This window comes from Pseudomonas kulmbachensis (assembly GCF_963681935.1).
Taxonomy (GTDB): domain Bacteria; phylum Pseudomonadota; class Gammaproteobacteria; order Pseudomonadales; family Pseudomonadaceae; genus Aquipseudomonas; species Aquipseudomonas kulmbachensis.
Map to the genome: position 1 here is coordinate 2,014,191 of NZ_OY817088.1, position 20,477 is coordinate 2,034,667.

Consider the following 20,477-nt stretch of genomic DNA (forward strand, 5'->3'; position numbering starts at 1 on the left):
CGGCTGTTCGCCTCTTGGACCTGGACGTCGCTGGTCTCGCTATGCCCTTGCTGAAACGACAACCCCCGGTTTTTCCGGGGGTTGTGTGAAGCCAGAATCATGCTTTCAGGCGTACGGGTTTCAGCCGTTGGAAACTTCGCCTGCCGGAAGGATTTCCTTGCTGCGCCAGTGCGGCAGCGAGTTCCAGTAGCGCTCGCCCTTGGCGTCGTCGTACATGCCTTCCCAACGCGAGATCACCAGTACCGCCAAGGCGTTACCAATCACGTTCAGGGCAGTACGAGCCATGTCCATCACGCGGTCAACACCGGCGATAAAGGCCAGGCCTTCCAGCGGGATACCCACGCTGCCCAGGGTGGCCAGCAGCACCACGAAAGACACGCCCGGTACACCGGCGATGCCTTTGGAGGTGACCATCAGGGTCAACACCAGCAGCAATTGCTGGCTGATCGACAGGTCGATGCCGTACAGCTGAGCGATAAAGATCGCCGCGATGCTTTGGTACAGCGTCGAACCGTCAAGGTTGAACGAGTAGCCGGTCGGAACCACAAAGCTGCAAATCGCCTTGGGTGCGCCGTAGGCTTCCATCTTCTCGATCACACGCGGCAGCACGGTTTCGGAGCTGGCAGTGGAGTAAGCCAGAACCAGCTCATCCTTGAAGATGCGCATCAGCTTGATCACGGAGAAGCCGAACAGCTTGGCAATCAGGCCCAGTACTGCGAAGGCGAAGAACAGGATGGCGGCGTAAACCAGCACTACCAGTTTGGCCAATGGCACCAGGGAGGCGAAGCCGAAGTTGGCAACCGTCACAGCGATCAGCGCGAACACACCGATTGGCGCGTAGTTCATGATCATGTGCGTGACTTTGAACATCGACTCGGACACGCCCTGGAAGGTTTTCACCAGCGGGTCGCGCAGTTCGGCGTTCAGGCTCGACAAGCCGAGACCGAAAAGCACCGAGAAGAAGATGATCGGCAGCATCTCACCGCGAGCCATGGCCGCGAAGATGTTCGAGGGGATCAGGTTGAGGATGGTCTCGATAAACGCATGTTCATGCGTTACTTCAGCAGCAGTGGCTGCATATTTGGAGATATCGACCGTGCCCAGGGTGCTCATGTCGATCCCGGCACCGGGTTGGAACACGTTGGCCAGCACCAGGCCGACCAAAATCGCGATGGTGGTAACCACCTCGAAGTAAAGAATGGTTTTAAGACCGATGCGACCGAGTTTCTTCGCATCTCCCACACCTGCAATACCCACTACCAGCGAAGAAATAACGATCGGGATTACGATCATCTTGATCAGGCGGATAAAGATATCGCCGGCAGGTTGCAGCACGTTACTGATCCACCAGGCCTTTTCGGCACTGAAATGGTTGAGCAGCGCGCCGATTGCAATCCCGAGGATCAGACCGATCAGGATCTGCCAGGCGAGGCTAAGTTTTGCCTTCTTCATATTATTTTTTTTTTACCTTTACTTCAGTTTGATGTAGTTAGGTGCCCGAACCGGAACGCTCAGCGACCGAAAAGCCTGTGCATCAGCTCCGGATAGGTCGCTCGGAAATCATGCTTAAAGCTCTCTGGCAGACCGTTTAGGCGGCGCGACTATTCCAATGCGCGAGAGCGGCGTCTAATGCTGTAAATGCCTACCCTATGCAGAATAAGCATGCATTTATCCAAAAAAAGCATAGGTACTGGCTGTTCGAATACGCCATTTCGGGGGGCATAAGTGCCGTACCCCGGCAATTACAGGGGGGCGAGCATTTTTGAATGACGCGATGAGGGGCTGAAGCTGCGGGGGCGGAAAACAGGAAAAGTTAAAAAAATGTGTAATTTAATCCTGTATTGGCTCGATGGCCGGAGTCCTTTGGCCATGACGGGGGCATCCGATCGGGCGGGACGGCAATGATACTGCGGTCATTGCCGTCCACGTCTTTCGAATCATGGTCTGCGGCCTTGTACAGACCTGAGCCTGGATCTTTAGCGGTGTTTGTTCTTGTTTTTGTGCTTCTTGTTGCCTTTGTGGTGTTTGCCACCCGAGTCATGCCTGCTGCCATCGTCGGCAAGATTGTTGCCTATTGCCCCACCAGCAGCGCCACCAAGGCCAGCACCTATAGTGGAGCCGGTTGAACCTCCCAGTTTGTTACCGATGACCGAGCCACCGGCTGATCCGAGCCCGCCACCAATGGCTGCTTCGGTTTTGTTGCCTCTTGGTGCACCGATCGCGCCACCGGCAGCACCACCGACTCCGGCCCCAACAGCGGCACCAGTGGCCCCGCCTAACTGTTGCCCGACAATATTACCCAGCGCGCCACCAACACCGCCGCCGACTGCGGCGGTCCCGTCTCCAGCAGCCATTGCTCCTTGTGCGATCAGGATGCCCAGAGCAAGGGCAGGTAGTGTCATTCGCATTGTTATGTTCCTCGGGGGTAGAAATCAGGGCGCCCAGGAGTTCAGGCATGCCTGAGTATATAGAGGGGTTTTTGAACTCAAAGTTCGATGATGGCGCCAGGCAAAAATTGACAATTATTAGTTGTTCGCAACGAGTAACACTTCGCCTCAAACCGTGTTTATTTCAACCTGGAAATAAACCGGACATCTGCCAGCAAAATCGCTCAGGCAATCTGCGCGCCATTCACTCCGGGGCTTGCACTAAAGCGCTGGAGTTCCCCAAGTACACACCTTGTTTCAGGAACTGTTGCCCAATGCGAAGAAGTACCTCGCTGCCACTGTTGGCTGCCCTCTGCGTTTTGCTTACCGCCTGTGCCGGCAAGACCGTCCAGCCTGAAGAGTATTCAGGCTTTCTTGATGATTACAGTCAACTGACGCCAAAGCAGCTGTCATCAGGGCAGACCGTTATGTCTTGGGTAAGCCCAGCACTTGAGAGCAAACATTACTCCGGCGTTTATATCGAGCCGAGCCAGTTCTATCCGCAACTGTTGCCTACCGAACGTGAGCCGCAATCGACACTTAACGCCGTGACTCATTACTACGATGCTGCGCTCAAACATGAGCTGGGCAAGGTAATGACAATCGTCGCGGCTCCAGGCCCGGACACTTTGATTGTCAGGCCCGCTATTATCTCGGTCACGGCTAAAACTCAGAGCTTGAGGTTTTATGAGTTGTTGCCAGTTACCTTGCTTGCTGCCGGTGTCAGTACGGCTACCGGTATTCGCGACCAGGACAGTGAAATCAGCACCGAAATAGCTGTTGTCGATGCTGCTGATCAGAAGGTTTTGGCGCAAGTTGTGCGCAAAGGAACGGGCCTGACACTGGAAAATGACAAGCAGGTCATGACCCTGGATGATTTTAAGCTGGTGCTTGATGGCTGGGCCCTTGATATGCGGCGCGAATATTTATCCAGCCGCAAGTAAAGGCGGTTACCGGAGCTTTCGCACGTTGATCACCAGTTGATTATCATCGGTAATAACGGGCGAAAGTCATGTGTCCGGTGGTGCAAGCCATGGTCGATTTCCAGCGTGATCAAGTGTTCCTCACCTTGAGTGAGTTTGAATCCGTCGACCAGGTTTGCGCTGTTCGCCGCTGTTGAGGCGCCATGGCAGTGGGGGCTACTAACGTTCACGGATGTGATTTCGTGGAATTCGTTGCGATGCTCGAGTGGTTGCGCTCGGGCTGCCGGAGCCTGATCGGGCCTTTTGGCAAATGACAGAAAGAACCACATCGGCTCGGACACGCAGGCCGTACCTACATCCACTTTCAGGCCCGCGGGCAAGTAAGTCGGTCGATAATCCCACGTAGTAAATGTTGGCGCCTGATGGTCTGCGCAAGGTCTAAAACAAATACCGAACGGCGAAACTACGCCATCGGTACACGTCAGCCGTTCAAAAAGTCGGGTTGGCGCGGTCAGCGGACTTTGTGCCTGAGCCTCATCAGTGAGATGCAGAAGCTCAATAAAGGCATTATGGAAAAAGAACCTTCTGTTTGCAGTGCCTTGACCGGGATGCACGTTCGGCGTCCCCTCCGAGAGGCCCAGCGACTTCATGGCGTCAGCCGCCTGCTGGTGATCTCTCACGCAAATAAAAACATGGTCTATTTCCATCTTAAAACTCCTTTAGCTGTCCTTGGCCTGGTTGCGCCTATCGAAAATGTGCAAGTGCTCTCCCTGTTTCAGTCGCGTGAGCAGGCACTGATAAATCTCGCAAGGCAAATGCGCCGCAGGGTTAGTGAGGCGCAGGCGGGTTACTCGACTTCAAGCGCGGCCTGAATCTGATCCGCATATTTGCTCAGCCTGCTCAGCTCCGACTGCAGCTGGGTGGCGCTGCTTGAGTTTAAAACTTTGGCCTGGATCAGCGTCAAGGCAGCGGCAACAGCTAGTTCTCGTTTGATCTGCGGGCTTGCAGCGCCAAAGGCAGTGTCGCCTCTGAGATTTTTGAAGTGCTCAGACATGCTGCTCTCCTTGTTATTGATTTGAACCTCAGCATTACCGCCAACCGGCCACTATTTCAAGTTCGTGGGGATCAATGGATAAACCGCATCCACCTGCGGTTTGAGAATAACCAGCGCTTTCATCTGTCCTCGCTTCAACGCATCGGCCCGCGACATGCCCGCGCATAAAACCAGCAGAAACGATTAACTTGCAACAATGCTTTTAATTCGGACGACCGGTAATTCTTCAGCAGTAACTTTTGACAGCAGATATCTGTTCAATCAGGTTCAAACTGACCTTGCGATTGCGCAATCCTACGGCCTATGAATAGAGCGCAGGGATGGCTCCTGTGTAATGTTTATTGGCTTTTGCCCCACGAAATGTCTACCGGTACAAAGTTTTAACAGTTTGTGCGATGCAGGTAGGCGGGAAGGGTGGGTGGCTTGCGCCAATAATCTACAAATAAAAGCGTCAAAATAATGGCTCAAAAGCAGGTGTTTTCTCGTTGAAATTAGGGTGATAATCCTGACTTGTTCAAAATATTGACGATGTCATCGTGATGCCTTATTTTTAGTGTGGTATGCACGGTCATATGCCGATTATTGCCAGCGCAGGGAGCGTTTTTATGAGTCGTACAGACGACATATCGAATTTATTCAGCCGGTTCGGAGCAACTTCGGACAGCTATTACGAGTTTGAAAGTCAGTTCGATTACAAAAGTACGCCACCGTCGCTGGAAAAGACGGCTGTGCCGGTCGAGCAAGTGCCTTTGGCTGCGGCCATAGCACCAGTGGTCGCACTAGTTGCTCCAGTACCGCAATCGGTGCCGCTGGTTGTCGTCTCTCCAGTTGCACAAGCCACAGCGCAGCCAGCCGTGCCATCAGTGGTTCTTGCTATTGAGCCACCGAACCTGCCCATTCAGGCGCCGTTGATGACTCCTGCGGGCGCCGGCAAACCGCTGCGCAATTTGCTTGCCGAAGTGGTTCTTGCCCGTCAGACCGGTGCCCAGTCCTTGCACAATGAGGCGCTACCGCGTCCACCCAAGTGCAAGGCGCATATCGTGGCGCTGGTTTCGGCCAAGGGTGGGGTTGGCAAAACTACCCTGAGCGCCGGTTTGGCCAGCAGCCTGCGCTTGAGCGGTGGCAAGACCCTGGCCATCGATCTTGACCCGCAAAATGCGTTGCAATATCACCTCGGGGTCGAGTCCGGCGTGCCTGGCATGTGCAATACCAACCAGGCCGCAACTGCTTGGGCCAGCCTGCTGCAACATGGGTTCGAGGGGGTGCAATTGCTGCCTTATGGCGTGCCGAGCAACGATGAACGTAGTGCTCTGGAACGTGAGATGAGCCAGGATCGTCATTGGTTGGCCCGGCAATTGGATCACATGGCGCTGGGCGAAAATGACCTGGTGATACTCGACACCCCAACCGGCCGCACGGCGTATCTGCAGCAAGCTCTGGACGTGGCCGATCAAGTGCTCGTGGTCACCACTGCCGATGCCGCCAGTTTTATCACCATGGACCAAATGGATCGCTTGCTTGGCGCCCTGGGTGCGCGCCCGGCATTCTCGGTCTGCAACTATGTGGTCAATCAGTTTGATGCAGGCCGCGAGTTTTCGCGGGACATGCTTGAAGTGCTCAAGCGTCGCCTGGGCAGGCAACTGCTTGGGGTCATTGCTCGGGATAACACTCTCGGCGAGGCCTTGGCTTACGGCCAGAACCCGCTGGCGACGCCAAGCGCATCAGCCGCCTGCCAGGATATGTTGTTGCTCAGCGAGCAGCTCAAGACCAGGTTTCAGACCCCTAGCGCTGTAGAGAGCTCGGCCTCATGAGCAAAGCAAGCAGCGAACCCTCAGCCGAACAGACACGTGCCCAGGGTTGGGCCAAGGCCTTGGCTGATCGTGTGGATCAATGGCCGGTTGCGGCACGTCGTGTGCTGATCATTGGCTCGACAGTATTTTGCTTTCTTGTCGGGTTGCTGATCATCACCGCTCCTTTCGAGTTTTACGCGCAGTGCGTGTTTGCCATTGGCTGCTTTGGTGCTGCCCTGGTGTTACGCAGAATTCCCGGGCGACTGACCGTTCTGATCATGATCGGCCTGTCGTTGACTGCCTCGCTGCGTTACATGTACTGGCGCCTGACTTCGACCCTGGACTTCGACGACTGGATCGACATGGCGTTTGGTTACGGCCTGGTACTGGCAGAAATTTATGCCCTGATCGTGTTGGTGTTCGGTTATTTGCAGACAGCCTGGCCGCTACGGCGCCAGCCGGTATTGCTCAAGGGGCCGCCGAGTGAGTGGCCGGTCGTTGACGTGTTTATTCCGTCCTATAACGAAGCCCTCGATATTGTGAAACTGACCATCTTTGCCGCGCAGGCAATGGACTGGCCGCAGGACAAGCTGCGTGTTCACGTGCTGGATGACGGTCGCCGCGAGGACTTCCGCGAGTTCTGCGAGCAGATCAACGTCAACTACATCACCCGTGACAACAACCGGCATGCAAAAGCCGGCAATCTTAACGAGGCGTTGCAGGTCACCAGCGGCGAGTTCGTGGCATTTTTCGATGCTGACCACGTGCCCACCCGTTCCTTTCTGCAAGTGAGCATTGGCTGGTTCCTGAAGGATCCGAAACTGGCGATGTTGCAGACACCGCACTTTTTCTTTTCCCCGGACCCGTTCGAGAAGAATCTCAACACCTTCCGTTCTGTACCAAATGAAGGTGAGCTGTTCTATGGTCTGGTGCAGGACGGTAACGACCTGTGGAACGCCACGTTTTTCTGCGGCTCCTGCGCGGTGATCCGGCGCAAGCCCCTGATGGAAGTCGGCGGGGTAGCGATCGAGACCGTGACCGAAGACGCCCACACAGCGCTGAAACTCAACCGTGCCGGTTACAACACCGCCTACCTTGGGATTCCGCAGGCGGCCGGTCTGGCAACAGAAAGCCTGTCGCGCCACATTAGCCAGCGGACTCGCTGGGCGCGGGGCATGGCGCAGATTTTCCGTACCGACAACCCGTTGTTCGGCAAGGGGCTGAACCTCGGCCAGCGCCTGTGCTACCTCAACGCGATGCTGCACTTCTTCTATGGCCTGCCACGTCTGGTGTTCCTGACAGCGCCTTTGGCCTACCTGTTTTTCAATGCGCAAATCTTCCATGCGTCGGGGCTGATGATCATGGCCTACGCATTGCCGCATATTTTTCATGCCAGCCTGACCAACTCCACGATCCAGGGACGGTTCCGTCATTCGTTCTGGAACGAGGTCTACGAGACCGTGCTGGCCTGGTACATCATGGGGCCGGTGCTGATGGCGTTGGTCAATCCCAAGTTCGGTGGCTTCAACGTCACCACCAAGGGCGGGATCATCGACGAAAAGTTCTTCGATTGGAAACTCGCCCGGCCCTACATCATTTTGCTGACCCTCAATATGGCGGGCCTGATCTACGGGCTTGCACGGCTGGCGATGGGGGAGGAGGGCGCAACCACCACCCTGCTGATCAACCTGGTGTGGACGCTCTACAACGTCATTATCGCCAGTGCCGCGGTGGCCGTGGCCAGTGAAACCCGACAGGTACGCTCTGAACCACGGGTAGCCGCCAAATTACCGGCGCGCCTGACCCGGGCCGATGGCAGCGTGATTGAAGGCGTTACCCAGGATTTCTCGCAAAAAGGTGTTGGCTTGCGGTTGCCGCCAGGTGTCAGCGTGCCTCAGGGCGAGCGGGTACAGGTATCGCTGTTCCGCAACCGGCAACTAAGCGTATTTCCGGCCGTCATTGTATTCAGCCGTGGCGAATTGCTGGGGGCGCAGTTTGATCCCCTGACTTTGCGACAGCAAAGCGATCTGGTACGCCTGACGTTCGCGCGCGCCGACACCTGGGCCTCGACCTGGGGCAGCGGGCAGGTTGATACGCCGCTGGCGGCCCTGCGCGAGGTCAGCCTTATCGGTCTGCATGGTATTCAAGAACTCTTTAAAGCCTCGGCCATGGAAGTGCGCAGCATGCTGCGCCGTCGCCGCGTCGCCCCATCCACGCTGGAAAATGCCCTGGACAAGTGATGAATTCAACCACTCTAGCCTTCGCCAAACTGCGCGTGCCCCATCGCGCACTGGCACGTCTGACCTGCGCCTTGCTGGCCTTGAGCGGTACAGCTGCCTTTGCCGAGACCACGCCCACCGCAGCTATCGCGCCCGGAGCGAAAAGCTACACCGTGACCCTCAAGCAATTGGGCCGCAACTATCCGATGAGCCTGCGCGGCGTGGAGTCGACTGACAGCGTCAACTTCGATGTGCGGGCCGATTCGATTGTCACCGGCGCCCGTCTGAATTTGCAGTACACCTATTCGCCTGCACTGCTGGCGGATCTGTCGCAGATCAACGTGCTGGTCAACGACGAAGTAGCCGCGAGCCTACCGTTGCCCAAGGACAAGGCCGGGCAACTGCAACAGCAGATTGTGCAGATTCCGCCTCATCTGATCACTGAGTTCAACCGCTTGAGCCTGCAGTTTATCGGGCACTACACCATGAGCTGCGAAGACCCCCACCACTCGAGCCTGTGGGCCAAGATCAGCAATGCCACCGAACTGGGCATTGACGTTTCGCCGCTGGTCTTGCCCAACGATCTGGCGATCATGCCGCTGCCGTTTTTCGATCGTCGTGATGCCCGTGCGTTGAACTTGCCGTTTGTGTTCGCCGCAGCGCCCGACAATGCCACGCTGGAAGCAGCCGGAGCCCTGTCGTCCTGGTTCGGCGCCCAGGCCAGCTACCGCGGTGCGCGGTTCTCGTCGGGTTACAACCAGATCCCTGCCAGCGGAAACGCGGTGGTGCTGGTCAGTGGCCCTGATGCATTGCAAATAGGTGGCCTGAACCTGCCGCCTGCCAAGGGCCCGACCCTGACTGTGATGACCAACCCCAACGACGCCAATGGCAAGTTGCTGGTGGTCAGCGGTCGCGATGGTGCCGAACTCAAGCGTGCCGCAACTGCTCTGGTACTGGGTAACCAGGCCCTGTCGGGCAACAGCGTGGTAATCGACCGGCTGAATGTGGTGCAACCGCGCAAGCCTTATGACGCGCCGAACTGGTTGCCGAGCGATCGTCCGGTAAAGCTGGGTGAGTTGCTGCCCGCCAAAGAGCTGAGCGTCTCTGGTTTCAATCCGGGTGACATTACCGTGCCGCTGAATTTCGCTCCGGATCTGTTTACCTGGCGCGATGAGGGGGCGCCACTGCACCTCAAGTACCGCTATACGCCGCAAGAAAAATCCAACAACTCGTCGCTCATTATCGGTTTTAACGATGCGCTGATTCAGTCGCAGAATCTGTTGTCCCAGGACAAGCTCGACAAAGGCGTGCTCGGCGGGCTGAAAACCAATGACACCCTGAGCCTTGAAACCAATGTGCTGTTGCCGCTGAACTCGGCTGCCCTGCAGTCGCGCCTGCAACTGCGCTACATGTTCGATTACCTCAAGCAGGGCGAATGTAACGACATCATCATTGACAATATGCGCGGCACCATCGACCCCGATTCGACCCTCGATGTCAGCGGCTACGACCACTTTATCGCCATGCCCAACCTTGGCGTGTTCAAGGATGCCGGCTTCCCGTTCACACGCCTGGCAGATTTGTCGGAAACCGCCGTAGTGCTGCCTGACAACGCAGGTGCATCGGACCTGGATGCCTATCTGACAGTGCTCGGGCGCTTCGGTCATGCCACTGGTTACCCGGCTACCGGTGTGCAGGTGATCCAGGCAGGGCAGGTAGCAAGCGCAGCGGACAAGGATCTGCTGGTACTGGCCTCAGGTGCCAACCAGCCGTTGCTGACGCAATGGGCTGACCGTCTGCCCGCCAGCTATGCCGAAGGGCAGCGCAGCTTCCACCTGTCTGATCTGCCGATGCGTGTGCGTGACTGGTTCAGTCCAGACCCTGAAGCCAATTTGCGCAAAACCCGGATGGACATGGCGTTTTCAGGGGGTACGCGCAGCACCTACCTGACCGGTTTCGAGTCACCCCTTAAAAACGGTCGCAGTGTAGTGGTGATCGCCAGTACTCAACCCCAGGGCTTGGCCGAAGCGACCAATGCCTTGATTGGTGGTGAAGACTACGCGCAGCCGATCCAGGGCAGCCTGGTAGTGGTGCGCGGTAAAAATATTGAAGCACTGGTGGCGGACGAGCAGTACTACGTCGGTAGCCTGGGCTTGATCAAGTACCTGCAATGGCAGATGTCGCGGCATGTGCTCCTGGTGCTGTTGCTGACCGGTCTAGGCGTGGTGTTGCTGAGCGGTTTGGCATACCTGGCTTTGCGTGCGCGGGCCAACAAACGGCTGCAAGGTGAGCCGGAGCGTCCAACTGATTATTCAAAGCCAGAAGCCCCAAGTACCAAGGAGAGCTAGGCTGAGTTAGCACAACTTTAATCGGAGCCTGATTTCGCTGGGCTAAATGGACAAACACTTCCCCGAACAGGGGAAGTAGCAACCGATGTGGGAGAAGAAATGCCAGCGCGCCGTCACGCCGTAGCCTTCGGGATACTTGCAACCCTGATCCACACCAGCAGCTTTGCCGCACTTGATGATGCAGGCAAGGCGTTGCTGCAACAGGGTCAGTATTGGCAGGCCCAGAATGATCAGGCACGGGCCACCGAAGTCTGGAAAAAGCTCTTGTTGGTTGATCCACAGCAGGCAGATGCGCTCTATGGTCTGGGCATGCTGGAGCTCAAGGGCAAGCGTACCGATGGTGCGAGCAATTACCTGGAGCAGCTCAAGCGATCTCATCCGGGCGAGCGCCAGACCTTGCTGCTGGAGCAATCCATTGCCCTGCAAGCGGGCGATAACGCCGAGCAACTGGACAAGGCGCGGTTGCTGGTCACCAACGGTGAGCTGGAAAAGGCAGTACCGATCTATCGCAAACTGTTCGCGGGCAAGGCGCCACAGGGTGATCTGGCTCTGGAATTCTACAACGTGCTGGGCTATACGCCCGGCGGTTGGAGTGAAGCGCGTCAGGGCCTGGAGCGTTTGCAGCAGCAGTCTGCGAACAGCGCGAGGATTCAGTTGGCGCTGGCCAAACTTCTGGTGCGTAACGAAACCACGCGTTCTGAAGGCATACGCCGACTCGCGCAACTGTCGAGCGTGCCTGAACTGGGTGGTCAGGCCACTGAAAGTTGGCGCGAAGGCCTGGTCTGGTTGGGCTCGCCACGCCCGGCGGACAAACCGTTGTTCGAGGCTTACCTCAAGGCCAATCCGGACGACAGTGCCATCCGCACGCAAATGAACAGCCGCGGCGCCGCGGGTGTTGCCGCGCAGCAGAACCCTCATGTAGCTCGGGGGTTCAAGGCATTGCAGGACAATCAACTTGAGGTTGCCGAGCAAGCGTTCCTCGCGCGTCTTAAAGAACAGGGCAACGATAGCGATGCCCTTGGTGGTCTTGGTGTGGTTCGTGAACGTCAAGGGCGCTTCAGTGATGCCAACGAACTGCTGACCCGTGCCATCGGCCGGGGTGGCAACCCGCGCTGGCAGTCCGCGCTGGACGGCAATCGCTATTGGAACCTGCTCAATCAGGCCGAAAAGGCCCGGGCCGGACATGATCTGCAAAGATCGCGCAGCCTGTTGCAGCAAGCCATCGCCAGCAAGCCACGTCAGGCTGACGGTTATATCGCTCTGGGCGGTGTGCAGGCCGAACAGAATCAGTTGGACAATGCTATGGCCAGCTACCGCCAGGCCTTGACTCTGGACAATGGCAACCCTGATGCGATGTTGGGTCTGATCAATGTGATGGCGCAAAACGGCCAGGCTAACCAGGCACTGAAGATGGTCGAGGGACTGACCCCGGCCCAGAAGCAGCGCCTTGGTGATCTTCGCCCGTTACACGCAGCGGTCGCGGCGGGGCAGGCCAAAAATGCCGAGCGCAGTGGCGACCTCAAGGGGGCGATTGCCGCGCAGAAAGAAGCGGTGCGCAATGATCCGCAGGGTGTGTGGACGCGCTACGATCTGGCGCTTTATTACCTGCAAGCCAAATCCCCGGATCTGGCCCGTCAGACCATGGACGACTTGCTCAAGGCCAACCCGCAGCAACCTGAGGCATTGTTCGCCAGCGCCTTGCTGTCGAGCCAACTGGGCGAGTGGTCGAAGGCGCAAAGTACCCTGGATCGAATTCCTGTCAGCCAACGCACGAGCGCAATGCAACAACTAGCCAGCGAAGTTCAACTGCAATCTCTGGTCAGCCAGGCCACGGCTCTGGCCAAACAGGGCGACCGGGCCCAGGCCTTGACCTTGCTGCGCCGTGCCGAATCGGATGCCGATGGAAAACCGCAATCCCTTGGAATGCTGGCTTTGGCTTACGTTGATGTGGGTGACTCCGAGCACGGTTTATCGATGCTGCGCAACGCAATCGCGCAAAGCAGCAACCCGTCGCCAGCACTGCGTCTGGCCTATGCAGGCGTGCTGCTTAAAACCGGTGACGATGAGCGGGTCAACCAGCTTCTGCATGAACTGCAACGCCAGCCGTTGACTGCGGCCGATCAGCGTAGCTACGACGAATTGCTGTACCTGTACACCGTACGCCAGGCGGATCTGCTGCGCGAGAAGGGCGACCTGGTCGCCGCTTATGACACGCTTGCCCCGGCCCTGGCCCAGCGTCCGAACGATCCGGTGGCGGTCGGCGCCCTGGCACGCATGTACCTGGCCAACGGCAACACTGACAAGGCGATCGAACTCTACAAACCGCTACTGGCCAAATCACCGGACGATCCGCAATTGCAGATCGGTATGGCGCAGGCCTTGAGCAAGGCCGGCGATCACCGCGGGGCTGAAAAAGCCGCAGACAGAGCACTGGAGCTGGCTCCGAACGATGCCATGGTACTTGCCAGTGCGGCGGGAATCTTCCGTGCCCAAGGGCGCAACGCCAAGGCGGGGGAGTTGTATGCTCGCGCCCTGGCCTTGCAGGCGCCGGCCAAGGCAGATGCCAACCCGTTCGCCGGTACAGTCGCGGCCAACCCGTTTGTGGGCAAATCCGGGCAGCGTAGCCAGTCGCGCTTGTCCGAAGCCAGCCCTTCGCAGATTCCGCAACCGGCCCAGGTGCAGATCGCCGCGCTGGCCGCTGAAGATGAGGCACCTGCCCGCGGTTTGAGCAGCAATAGCCTGGCGATGAACGACAGGGCCGGCGGGTATGACGCACAGCCATTGCGCAGAGGTTTCGATGATGACAGTCGTCTGGCCGTGGCCCGTCCGCAGGATCCGCAGGAAGAGGCGCGCAAGTCGATGCAGACCGCACTCGACCAGATCAAACAGGAGCGCAGCCCGCGCATTACTCAGGGTGTGACCATTCGCACCAACGACAGTGAGTCGGGCCTGAGCAAAATCACGGATGTCGAAACCCCGTTGGAAATCAGCATGCCGGTGGGTGATGACCGTATTGCCTTGCGCGTGACCCCCGTGTCGCTCAATGCCGGTGGCGTCAAGGACTCGGCGAAAACCCGGTTTGGCGGGCCGAACGAAGCGCAAATGGCGGCCGCGCAAGCGTTGCTCGGATCCAGCCCCGATGCCGATCAATTGAATACGGCTCTTGGCGTCAACGGCCCGGCCGGCCGGCAGAAAGACACCGGCGTCGGCCTGGCGGTCGGATACGAAATGCCGGAACTGGGGCTCAAGGCAGATTTGGGCATGAGCCCCATGGGCTTTCTCTACAGTACGGCGGTTGGCGGTGTCAGCATTGATCGCGCGTTCCGCGAGGACAGCCATTTCCGTTACGGCGCCAGCCTGTCGCGGCGGGCGGTGAATGACAGTCTGGTGTCATTTGCCGGTGCCGAAGATGCCCGCAGCGGCCTGAAGTGGGGCGGAGTGACTGCCAGTGGCGGGCGCCTGCAACTGGGTTACGACAACAGCGAGTACGGCGTGTACGGCTATGGCGGGATGTACAAACTGCAGGGTCACAACGTCGAAGACAACACCCGTCTCGAAGGCGGCACCGGCATTTACTGGTATCTGCTCAACGACGACAGTGAACAACTGACCGCAGGCCTTGGGGTCACAGCTATCAGCTATGACAAAAACCAGGGCAACTTTACCTACGGTAACGGTGGCTACTTCAGCCCGCAGAACTTCTTTTCCATTGGTGTTCCGGTCAGTTGGTCGCAACGCACCGATCGCTTGAGCTACACGCTCAGAGGCTCGGTGGGCCTGCAGCACATCGAGCAGGATTCGGCGCCGTACTACCCGAACGACCGCAATATGCAAGCTGCACTGGAACAGATCTCGCAGGCCTACGCGGCTTCCGGTTCCACTTTGACAACCCGGTATTCGGGCCAGAACAAAACTGGCATCGGCTACAACTTCAATGCGGCCGCCGAGTACCGCCTGAGCAACAACTACTTCCTGGGCGGTAGCTTCGGGATGGACAACGCCCAGGACTACAAGCAATGGACCGGCGGTTTATACCTGCGGTACATGTTTGAAGATTTCACCGGGCGCATGGCGATGCCGGTCAATCCTTACCTATCCCCTTATTCATCTTCTTCAAATTAAGCAGCAGGAGCTTTCACCGTGGCAGTATCGATTCTCGCGGGCATGACCATTTTGATGATTGGCGACAGCCACCTGGCAACACCGGATTACTTGATCGCCACGCTGCACAGCGATCTGGTTGCCCAGGGGGCCAAAGTGCACACTCTGGGCATTTGCGGCGCCAATGCGGGCGACTGGCTCAAAGCTACGCCGGGTGCCTGTGGCGGTGCCGAACGTCGCGGTACGGAAAAAGCAGTGGTGCTGGGCGGCAAGGCCGCGACGGTGCCAATCAGCGAATTGCTGGCTACCGATAAGCCGGACCTGGTACTGATCGTCATGGGCGACACCATGGCCAGCTACACCAAACCGGCGTTTCCCAAAGCCTGGCTGTGGCAGCAAACCACTGCGCTGACCAAGGAGATAGCCGCCAGCGGAACACGTTGTGTGTGGGTTGGCCCGAATTGGGGCACTGAAGGTGGCAAGTACGGCAAGACCTTTGCCCGTGTCGAAATGACCTCCAACTTCCTCGCCGCCAATGTTGCACCGTGCAGCTACATCGACTCGCTGAAGTTCTCCAAACCGGGCCAGTGGGCCACGATTGACGGACAGCACATGACCGCGACGGGGTACAAAACCTGGAGCGACGACATCAACAAGGCGTTGCTGCAAACCCCGGCCATCAAGGATGCCAAGAAATGAAAAAGTTGTTCGCGGCGCTAGTGTGCGTGCCTGTCTTGTCGTGCAGTGCGCTCGCGAGCGCGCAAGTTGCGCTGTATCCAAGCGGCCCGGATCAAGACGCCGCTTTCATCCGCTTCGTTAACGCCACCACGGAGCCGCTGGACGTGATCGGCCAGGCAGGGCAGCCGCCCTTGCGCCTGGAGACGGCAACACCTGCGTCGTTGCTGTTTGCGGTGGACTCGACCAAACCGCTCAAGGGCTTTCTGGTCAGCGGCACGCAGAAGCTGGAGCTGGACCTGCAAGTGCAGCCTGGCGAGTTCGCAACCATTGTGGTCGTGCCGCAGGGAACGGGCATCGAGCAAGTCGCCGTGCGCGAAACGCCGGACGACTTCAACGGTCTCAAGGCGTCGTTGGCGTTCGTTAACGTCGATAAATCCTGTAGCGATGCCAGCCTGCGTCCTGCTGGACGTAGCGCCGACCTGTTCAAGGCGGTGGCGGTCGGCAGCTTGCAGCGACGCTCGATCAACCCGGTGAACCTGTCGGTACAACTGGTGTGTGCGAACGCCAATGTGGGGGCGCCGCTGGAGCTGGGCGATCTCAAAGCGGGCGAGCGCTACAGTGTATTGCTGGTGCCTTCTGCCACTGGGCCGCGTCTTTTGAGCGCCACGGACACTGTGTCCCACTGATCGGATTTTGTCGCTGCCATGGTCTTCGCCTCACTCGAGTTCCTGACGCTGTTTCTGCCAGCCTTTCTGCTGATTTATGCATTAGGCAAGCCGCAGTGGCGCAACGTCATTTTGTTAATCGGCAGCTGGTTGTTCTATGGCTGGCTGAACCCGATGTTCCTCGCGTTGCACGTGGTGTTGACCATCGTTGCCTGGGTCGGCGGGTTGCTGATTGATCGTTCCCGCGAGGATTCCAAGGGTCGGGTACGGTTACTGATTGCGTTGATCGTGTTCAACACGGCGGTACTGTGCTGGTACAAGTACGCCAACATCCTGGCCGCGACCTGGATCGAGCTGATCACCTATCCGGGCGCGATGCCGCTGGAGTGGCAGCGGGTGGCGCTACCGGCTGGGCTGTCGTTTATCGTGCTGCAGGCGATTTCCTATCTGGTGGATGTACACCGTCACACCGTACCGGTGGAACGCAGCTTCATTAATTACGCGACCTACATCTCGATGTTCGGCCACTCCATTGCGGGGCCGATCATTCGTTATGACTGGGTGCGTCGCGAGCTGACCAAACGCTATTTTGACTGGCAGAACTTCTCTCTGGGTGCGCGGCGTTTTATGGTCGGCATGTGCATGAAGGTGCTGGTAGCCGACACCCTGTCGCCGCTGGTGGACGTGGCGTTCCATATCGACAACCCATCCTTCGTCGACGCCTGGATCGGTTGTCTGGCCTACGCGCTGCAACTGTTTTTTGACTTCGCCGGCTACAGCGCCATGGCCATCGGCCTGGGGTTGATGCTGGGCTTTCACTTCCCGGAAAACTTCAATCAGCCGTATCTGGCCAGCAGCATTCAGGATTTCTGGCGGCGCTGGCATTTGTCGTTGTCCAGTTGGTTGCGTGACTATCTGTACATCGCCCTGGGCGGCAACCGCCACGGTGCCTGGAAGACCTACCGCAACCTGTTCCTGACCATGGCCATCGCCGGTCTGTGGCATGGTGGCGACAGCTGGAACTACCTGTTGTGGGGATCGGCCCACGGTGTCGCGCTGTGTGTCGACCGGCTGTGGTCGCGGTCGAGCTTGCCGAGCATTCCACCTGTGCTGGCGCATACGCTGACATTACTGTTCGTGTTTCTGGCCTGGACCCTGTTCCGTGCCCCGGACTTCCATGCGGCGCTGAACATGTATGCCGGTCAGTTCGGCTTGCACGATTTTGCCCTGGGCGACGCGCTGGCGGTGACCCTGCGCTCGGCGCACGGGCTGGCGGCATTGCTTGGCGTCGCGTGCATTATCGCGCCGTTGTTCAAAAGCCGTTATGAGCAACGGTTCGGTGCCAGGGCCTGGTTTGCTCCGATAGCGGCCCTGTGGCCGGTGGCGGGTTTTCTGCTCTCGTTCGCGTTGATCGCGAGCCGTGAAGCGGTGCCCTTCCTGTACTTCCAGTTCTGATGGCCGCGCCCATGTCTTCTTCATCACCCAAACCGGCTGTACCGACCGAGTTCACCATCCGAGTCAGCAAACTTGGTGGCTGGGTATTTGTCGTGTTTCTTGCGGCCAGTTTCGCCTCGGCTGTCTGGCTGTTACTCAGCGGCAAGGTCGAGATCCTGCCGCCTGACCTAACCCGCGATGCGGTCCTGCATGGTGAGGTGACACACAAGCTTGCCAAGCAACTGTCCAAGGCTGGTGTACCAGAAGGGGCGGCGGACCTGGAGCGCGGTGCGAGCTGGCTGGCGTTTCACGACACGGGAGCTCGGGTACGGCCGGGGTGTGCCGGTTGGCTGTTCCTGACCGATGAAATGCGGATTAACCGTCACGCCCAGGCCAATGCCGAGGCCAAGGCTGCGGTGGTGCGCGACATTCAGCAGCAGTTGGCCAGGCGCGGTATATCGTTGCTGGTGGCCGTGGTGCCGGACAAGAGTCGGATCGCCAGTGCGCAGCTGTGCGACTTACGGCGCCCGCAGCAGTTGCAAAACCGCGTAGTGAGCTGGGTCGATGAGTTGAACCAGGCAGGGGTCCAGGCTGTTGATCTGGCGCCGGTGCTGCAGCCCATTGGTGCCGATGCGTACCTGCGGACCGACACTCACTGGAGCGAAGCAGGTGCCTCTGCGGCGGCCAAGGCGATTGCCCGGCGGGTCCAGGCGATGGGCATCAGCGCCACGCCAGCCAGGGAATTCGAGAGCATGGAGCAAGCCGCGCAGCGGCGTCCGGGTGATCTGGTGCGCCTGGCGGGTCTGGAGTGGCTGCCGTTGAGCTGGCAGCCCGCTGCGGAATCGGTGGCGACGAGCCGCACCAGCGCCAAGGCCAACACGGCGCAAAGCGATACCGACAACCTTGATGACTTGTTCGGTGACGCCAACCTGCCCAACGTTGCACTGATCGGAACTTCGTTTTCACGCAATTCCAACTTTGCCGGATTCCTGCAACAAGCCCTTGGCGCATCGATTGGTGACTTCGCCAAGGACGGTGGCGAGTTCTCGGGTGGCGCCAATGGCTACTTCAGCAATTCGGCTTTCAAGCAGACACCGCCCAAGCTGGTGATTTGGGAAATCCCCGAGCGCGACTTGCAGACGCCTTACAGTGAAGTGATCAAGCCCTTGTAGATCGCAGCATGTGCACAAGACCGTAGATACTCTGTTCCAGGTCAAAGAAAGCGTGGGAGCGAGCAGGCTCGCTCCCACACTTGAAGAGTTGCTACGACATTTCTTGTCCTGGCTGAGCAGCGACTACCGATCGTTGTCGGCCAAGGACCCAAGAATCTCTTTACGGCAAACCTCGATAATCTCATCCGCCAGCGGCGAGTCATCCGGGCAGGCACGCGACAGTACAATCGCACCGATGGCATGGGCCATGCTATCGATCAGCTTGGCCCGCATGTCCTGTGGCTCCACGCCGTTCAATGAGAGACCCGCCTGCTCAATGGCCGCCAGCATGTTCTCGAGTCCTTGGGCAAAGCTTGCCTTGACCGCTTCAGGCTGACGCGCAGCATCACCGCACAAGGCCGCCATGGTGCAACCCGTTCCCGGGGCATCACGGTGTTGGCGGGACAGGTAATGATCAAAGAACCCGGCAATACTCTGGCCGGCGCTGTTTTCCAACGATTGTGCTAGCCCGCACGCGGCAGCTTGCGCCATCAAGTCGGCCTTGGAGCCAAAGTGCTTGTAGAACCCGCCATGGGTGAAACCGGCAGCCGCCATCAGGTCCGCCACCCCGACCCCATCATAGCCACGCTCGCGAAACAGCTTCGATGCCGTCTCGATAATGTGCGCCCGGTTCGCCTGGGCCTGTGCCTTGGTGACCCTCATCGTGCAATACCTCGTTCAAACCACTGACTGTCAGAAGCTCAATATACATGGATGTTGATCATAATCAAAACCCTTGACGATTAAGATTACGCTCATCATCATAACGACTGGTTGACCGATATGCCGTATCCCGCGGCTTGATTCTTCTTCAGAGCGCTCCTTCATGACTACTCAATCATCTGTTCTCATCACTGGTGCTTCCAGCGGCATTGGTGCTACTTACGCCGAGCGTTTCGCCCGTCGTGGCCACGATCTGGTACTGGTTGCCCGCGACAATACGCGGCTGCAAACCCTGGCGGCACACTTGCGCCAGGAGCACGGTGTGGCCGTCGATGTTGTTCAGGCAGACCTGACCTGTACCCGTGATCTGGAAGCTGTGGAGGCACGTCTGCGCGAGGACGCGACGATAGGGATTCTGATCAACAATGCGGGCGTGGCCCAGGCCGGGAGTTTTCTGGAGCAGACCGCGCAGAGTCTTTCAGACCTTATTACGCTTAACACCACAGCGTTGACGCGCCTCGCCAGCGCAATTGCGCCGCGGCTCGTCCTGGCCGGTGAGGGGGCTATCGTCAATATCGGTTCGGTGGTTGGTCTGGCACCGGAGTTCGGCATGACGGTTTACGGTGCGAGCAAGGCTTTCGTGCTGTTTCTGTCCCAGGGGTTAAGTCTGGAACTATCCGCCAAGGGCGTTTATGTTCAGGCGGTCCTGCCTGCTGCAACCCGTACCGAAATCTGGGAACGGGCGGGTATCGATATCAATACCCTGGCCGAGGTGATGGACGTGGGCGAACTGGTCGATGCAGCGCTGATCGGCTTCGACCGACGTGAGCTTGTGACCATCCCGCCACTGCAGGACGCCGCTCGTTGGGACACACTTCAGACTACGCGCCAGGCGCTGCTTGCTGACATCAGGCAGGCCCATGCAGCCGAACGCTATCGTCTGTGATGCATCGAAACGGGAGCAT

At 58.3% G+C, this 20,477-nt stretch carries 15 protein-coding genes; 10 read left to right on the forward strand and 5 right to left on the reverse strand.

Annotated elements, in window-relative coordinates:
* Positions 1-120 precede the first annotated feature (120 nt).
* Both gltP and U5A05_RS09220 read right to left on the reverse strand, forming a co-directional pair.
* Complete coding sequence (gene gltP / locus U5A05_RS09215) at positions 121-1,452, reverse strand: glutamate/aspartate:proton symporter GltP (protein ID WP_261741805.1); 1,332 nt, start codon at positions 1,450-1,452, stop codon at positions 121-123.
* Positions 1,453-1,976: 524 nt separating this feature from the next.
* On the reverse strand, positions 1,977-2,408 hold the full coding sequence (locus U5A05_RS09220) for a glycine zipper domain-containing protein (protein ID WP_261741806.1): 432 nt from the start codon (positions 2,406-2,408) through the stop codon (positions 1,977-1,979).
* A 47-nt stretch (positions 2,409-2,455) separates the two neighbouring features.
* Between U5A05_RS09220 and U5A05_RS09225 the strand changes: the two genes are divergently transcribed.
* A complete protein-coding gene (locus U5A05_RS09225) occupies positions 2,456-3,370 on the forward strand; it encodes a DUF3313 domain-containing protein (protein WP_321836173.1) in 915 nt (304 codons plus the stop codon).
* A gap of 29 nt (positions 3,371-3,399) precedes the next feature.
* Here U5A05_RS09225 and U5A05_RS09230 read toward each other — a convergent pair whose 3' ends face one another.
* Positions 3,400-4,056, reverse strand: a complete 657-nt coding sequence (locus tag U5A05_RS09230) for a VOC family protein (RefSeq protein WP_321836175.1) — start codon at positions 4,054-4,056, stop codon at positions 3,400-3,402.
* A gap of 140 nt (positions 4,057-4,196) precedes the next feature.
* A complete protein-coding gene (locus U5A05_RS09235; protein WP_261741808.1) occupies positions 4,197-4,403 on the reverse strand; it encodes a hypothetical protein in 207 nt (68 codons plus the stop codon).
* 605 nt (positions 4,404-5,008) lie between these two features.
* Here U5A05_RS09235 and bcsQ point away from each other — a divergent pair.
* The 8 genes from bcsQ to U5A05_RS09275 all read left to right on the forward strand — a co-directional run bounded on the left by bcsQ (position 5,009) and on the right by U5A05_RS09275 (position 18,810).
* Positions 5,009-6,214, forward strand: coding sequence for a cellulose biosynthesis protein BcsQ (bcsQ, locus tag U5A05_RS09240; protein ID WP_321836176.1), 1,206 nt, complete (start codon positions 5,009-5,011; stop codon positions 6,212-6,214).
* On the forward strand, positions 6,211-8,433 hold the full coding sequence (bcsA, locus tag U5A05_RS09245) for a UDP-forming cellulose synthase catalytic subunit (protein ID WP_261741810.1): 2,223 nt from the start codon (positions 6,211-6,213) through the stop codon (positions 8,431-8,433). The genes bcsQ and bcsA overlap by 4 nt, the downstream gene beginning before the upstream one ends.
* The gene (gene bcsB, locus U5A05_RS09250) at positions 8,433-10,760 is read left to right on the forward strand and encodes a cellulose biosynthesis cyclic di-GMP-binding regulatory protein BcsB (protein ID WP_261741811.1); all 2,328 of its coding nucleotides are present in this window, start codon (positions 8,433-8,435) and stop codon (positions 10,758-10,760) included. Before bcsA ends, bcsB begins: the two co-directional genes overlap by 1 nt.
* Before the next feature lie 99 nt (positions 10,761-10,859).
* Positions 10,860-14,882, forward strand: coding sequence for a cellulose biosynthesis protein BcsC (locus U5A05_RS09255; RefSeq protein WP_321836177.1), 4,023 nt, complete (start codon positions 10,860-10,862; stop codon positions 14,880-14,882).
* Between the two features lie 54 nt (positions 14,883-14,936).
* Positions 14,937-15,560 (forward strand): SGNH/GDSL hydrolase family protein, encoded by a 624-nt coding sequence (locus U5A05_RS09260; protein WP_261742405.1) that lies wholly within the window; start codon positions 14,937-14,939, stop codon positions 15,558-15,560.
* A complete protein-coding gene (locus tag U5A05_RS09265; protein ID WP_321836178.1) occupies positions 15,557-16,225 on the forward strand; it encodes an alginate O-acetyltransferase AlgF in 669 nt (222 codons plus the stop codon). Before U5A05_RS09260 ends, U5A05_RS09265 begins: the two co-directional genes overlap by 4 nt.
* An 18-nt stretch (positions 16,226-16,243) precedes the next feature.
* Positions 16,244-17,659 carry an MBOAT family O-acyltransferase gene (locus U5A05_RS09270; RefSeq protein WP_321836179.1) on the forward strand — a complete coding sequence of 472 codons (1,416 nt, stop codon included), beginning with the start codon at positions 16,244-16,246 and terminating at the stop codon, positions 17,657-17,659.
* 11 nt (positions 17,660-17,670) lie between these two features.
* Positions 17,671-18,810, forward strand: a complete 1,140-nt coding sequence (locus U5A05_RS09275; RefSeq protein ID WP_261741816.1) for an alginate O-acetyltransferase AlgX-related protein — start codon at positions 17,671-17,673, stop codon at positions 18,808-18,810.
* A 123-nt stretch (positions 18,811-18,933) separates the two neighbouring features.
* Here the strand turns inward: U5A05_RS09275 and U5A05_RS09280 are convergent, their stop codons facing one another.
* Positions 18,934-19,512: a TetR/AcrR family transcriptional regulator gene (locus U5A05_RS09280; protein WP_261741817.1), complete on the reverse strand. Its 579-nt coding sequence runs from the start codon at positions 19,510-19,512 to the stop codon at positions 18,934-18,936.
* A gap of 163 nt (positions 19,513-19,675) precedes the next feature.
* Here U5A05_RS09280 and U5A05_RS09285 point away from each other — a divergent pair, with 163 nt between their 5' ends.
* Positions 19,676-20,458 (forward strand): SDR family NAD(P)-dependent oxidoreductase, encoded by a 783-nt coding sequence (locus tag U5A05_RS09285; RefSeq protein WP_321836180.1) that lies wholly within the window; start codon positions 19,676-19,678, stop codon positions 20,456-20,458.
* The last annotated feature ends 19 nt before the right edge of the window (positions 20,459-20,477 follow it).

Coding starts and splice junctions, on each gene's coding strand:
- U5A05_RS09255 (WP_321836177.1), top strand. CDS start 10,860: ATGCCAGCGCGCCGTCACGCCGTAGCCTTCGGGATACTTGCAACCCTG.
- U5A05_RS09230 (WP_321836175.1), bottom strand. CDS start 4,056: ATGGAAATAGACCATGTTTTTATTTGCGTGAGAGATCACCAGCAGGCG.
- U5A05_RS09260 (WP_261742405.1), top strand. CDS start 14,937: ATGATTGGCGACAGCCACCTGGCAACACCGGATTACTTGATCGCCACG.
- bcsB (WP_261741811.1), top strand. CDS start 8,433: ATGAATTCAACCACTCTAGCCTTCGCCAAACTGCGCGTGCCCCATCGC.
- U5A05_RS09265 (WP_321836178.1), top strand. CDS start 15,557: ATGAAAAAGTTGTTCGCGGCGCTAGTGTGCGTGCCTGTCTTGTCGTGC.
- gltP (WP_261741805.1), bottom strand. CDS start 1,452: ATGAAGAAGGCAAAACTTAGCCTCGCCTGGCAGATCCTGATCGGTCTG.
- bcsA (WP_261741810.1), top strand. CDS start 6,211: ATGAGCAAAGCAAGCAGCGAACCCTCAGCCGAACAGACACGTGCCCAG.
- U5A05_RS09280 (WP_261741817.1), bottom strand. CDS start 19,512: ATGAGGGTCACCAAGGCACAGGCCCAGGCGAACCGGGCGCACATTATC.
- U5A05_RS09225 (WP_321836173.1), top strand. CDS start 2,456: ATGCCTGAGTATATAGAGGGGTTTTTGAACTCAAAGTTCGATGATGGC.
- U5A05_RS09235 (WP_261741808.1), bottom strand. CDS start 4,403: ATGTCTGAGCACTTCAAAAATCTCAGAGGCGACACTGCCTTTGGCGCT.
- bcsQ (WP_321836176.1), top strand. CDS start 5,009: ATGAGTCGTACAGACGACATATCGAATTTATTCAGCCGGTTCGGAGCA.
- U5A05_RS09270 (WP_321836179.1), top strand. CDS start 16,244: ATGGTCTTCGCCTCACTCGAGTTCCTGACGCTGTTTCTGCCAGCCTTT.
- U5A05_RS09285 (WP_321836180.1), top strand. CDS start 19,676: ATGACTACTCAATCATCTGTTCTCATCACTGGTGCTTCCAGCGGCATT.
- U5A05_RS09220 (WP_261741806.1), bottom strand. CDS start 2,408: ATGCGAATGACACTACCTGCCCTTGCTCTGGGCATCCTGATCGCACAA.
- U5A05_RS09275 (WP_261741816.1), top strand. CDS start 17,671: ATGTCTTCTTCATCACCCAAACCGGCTGTACCGACCGAGTTCACCATC.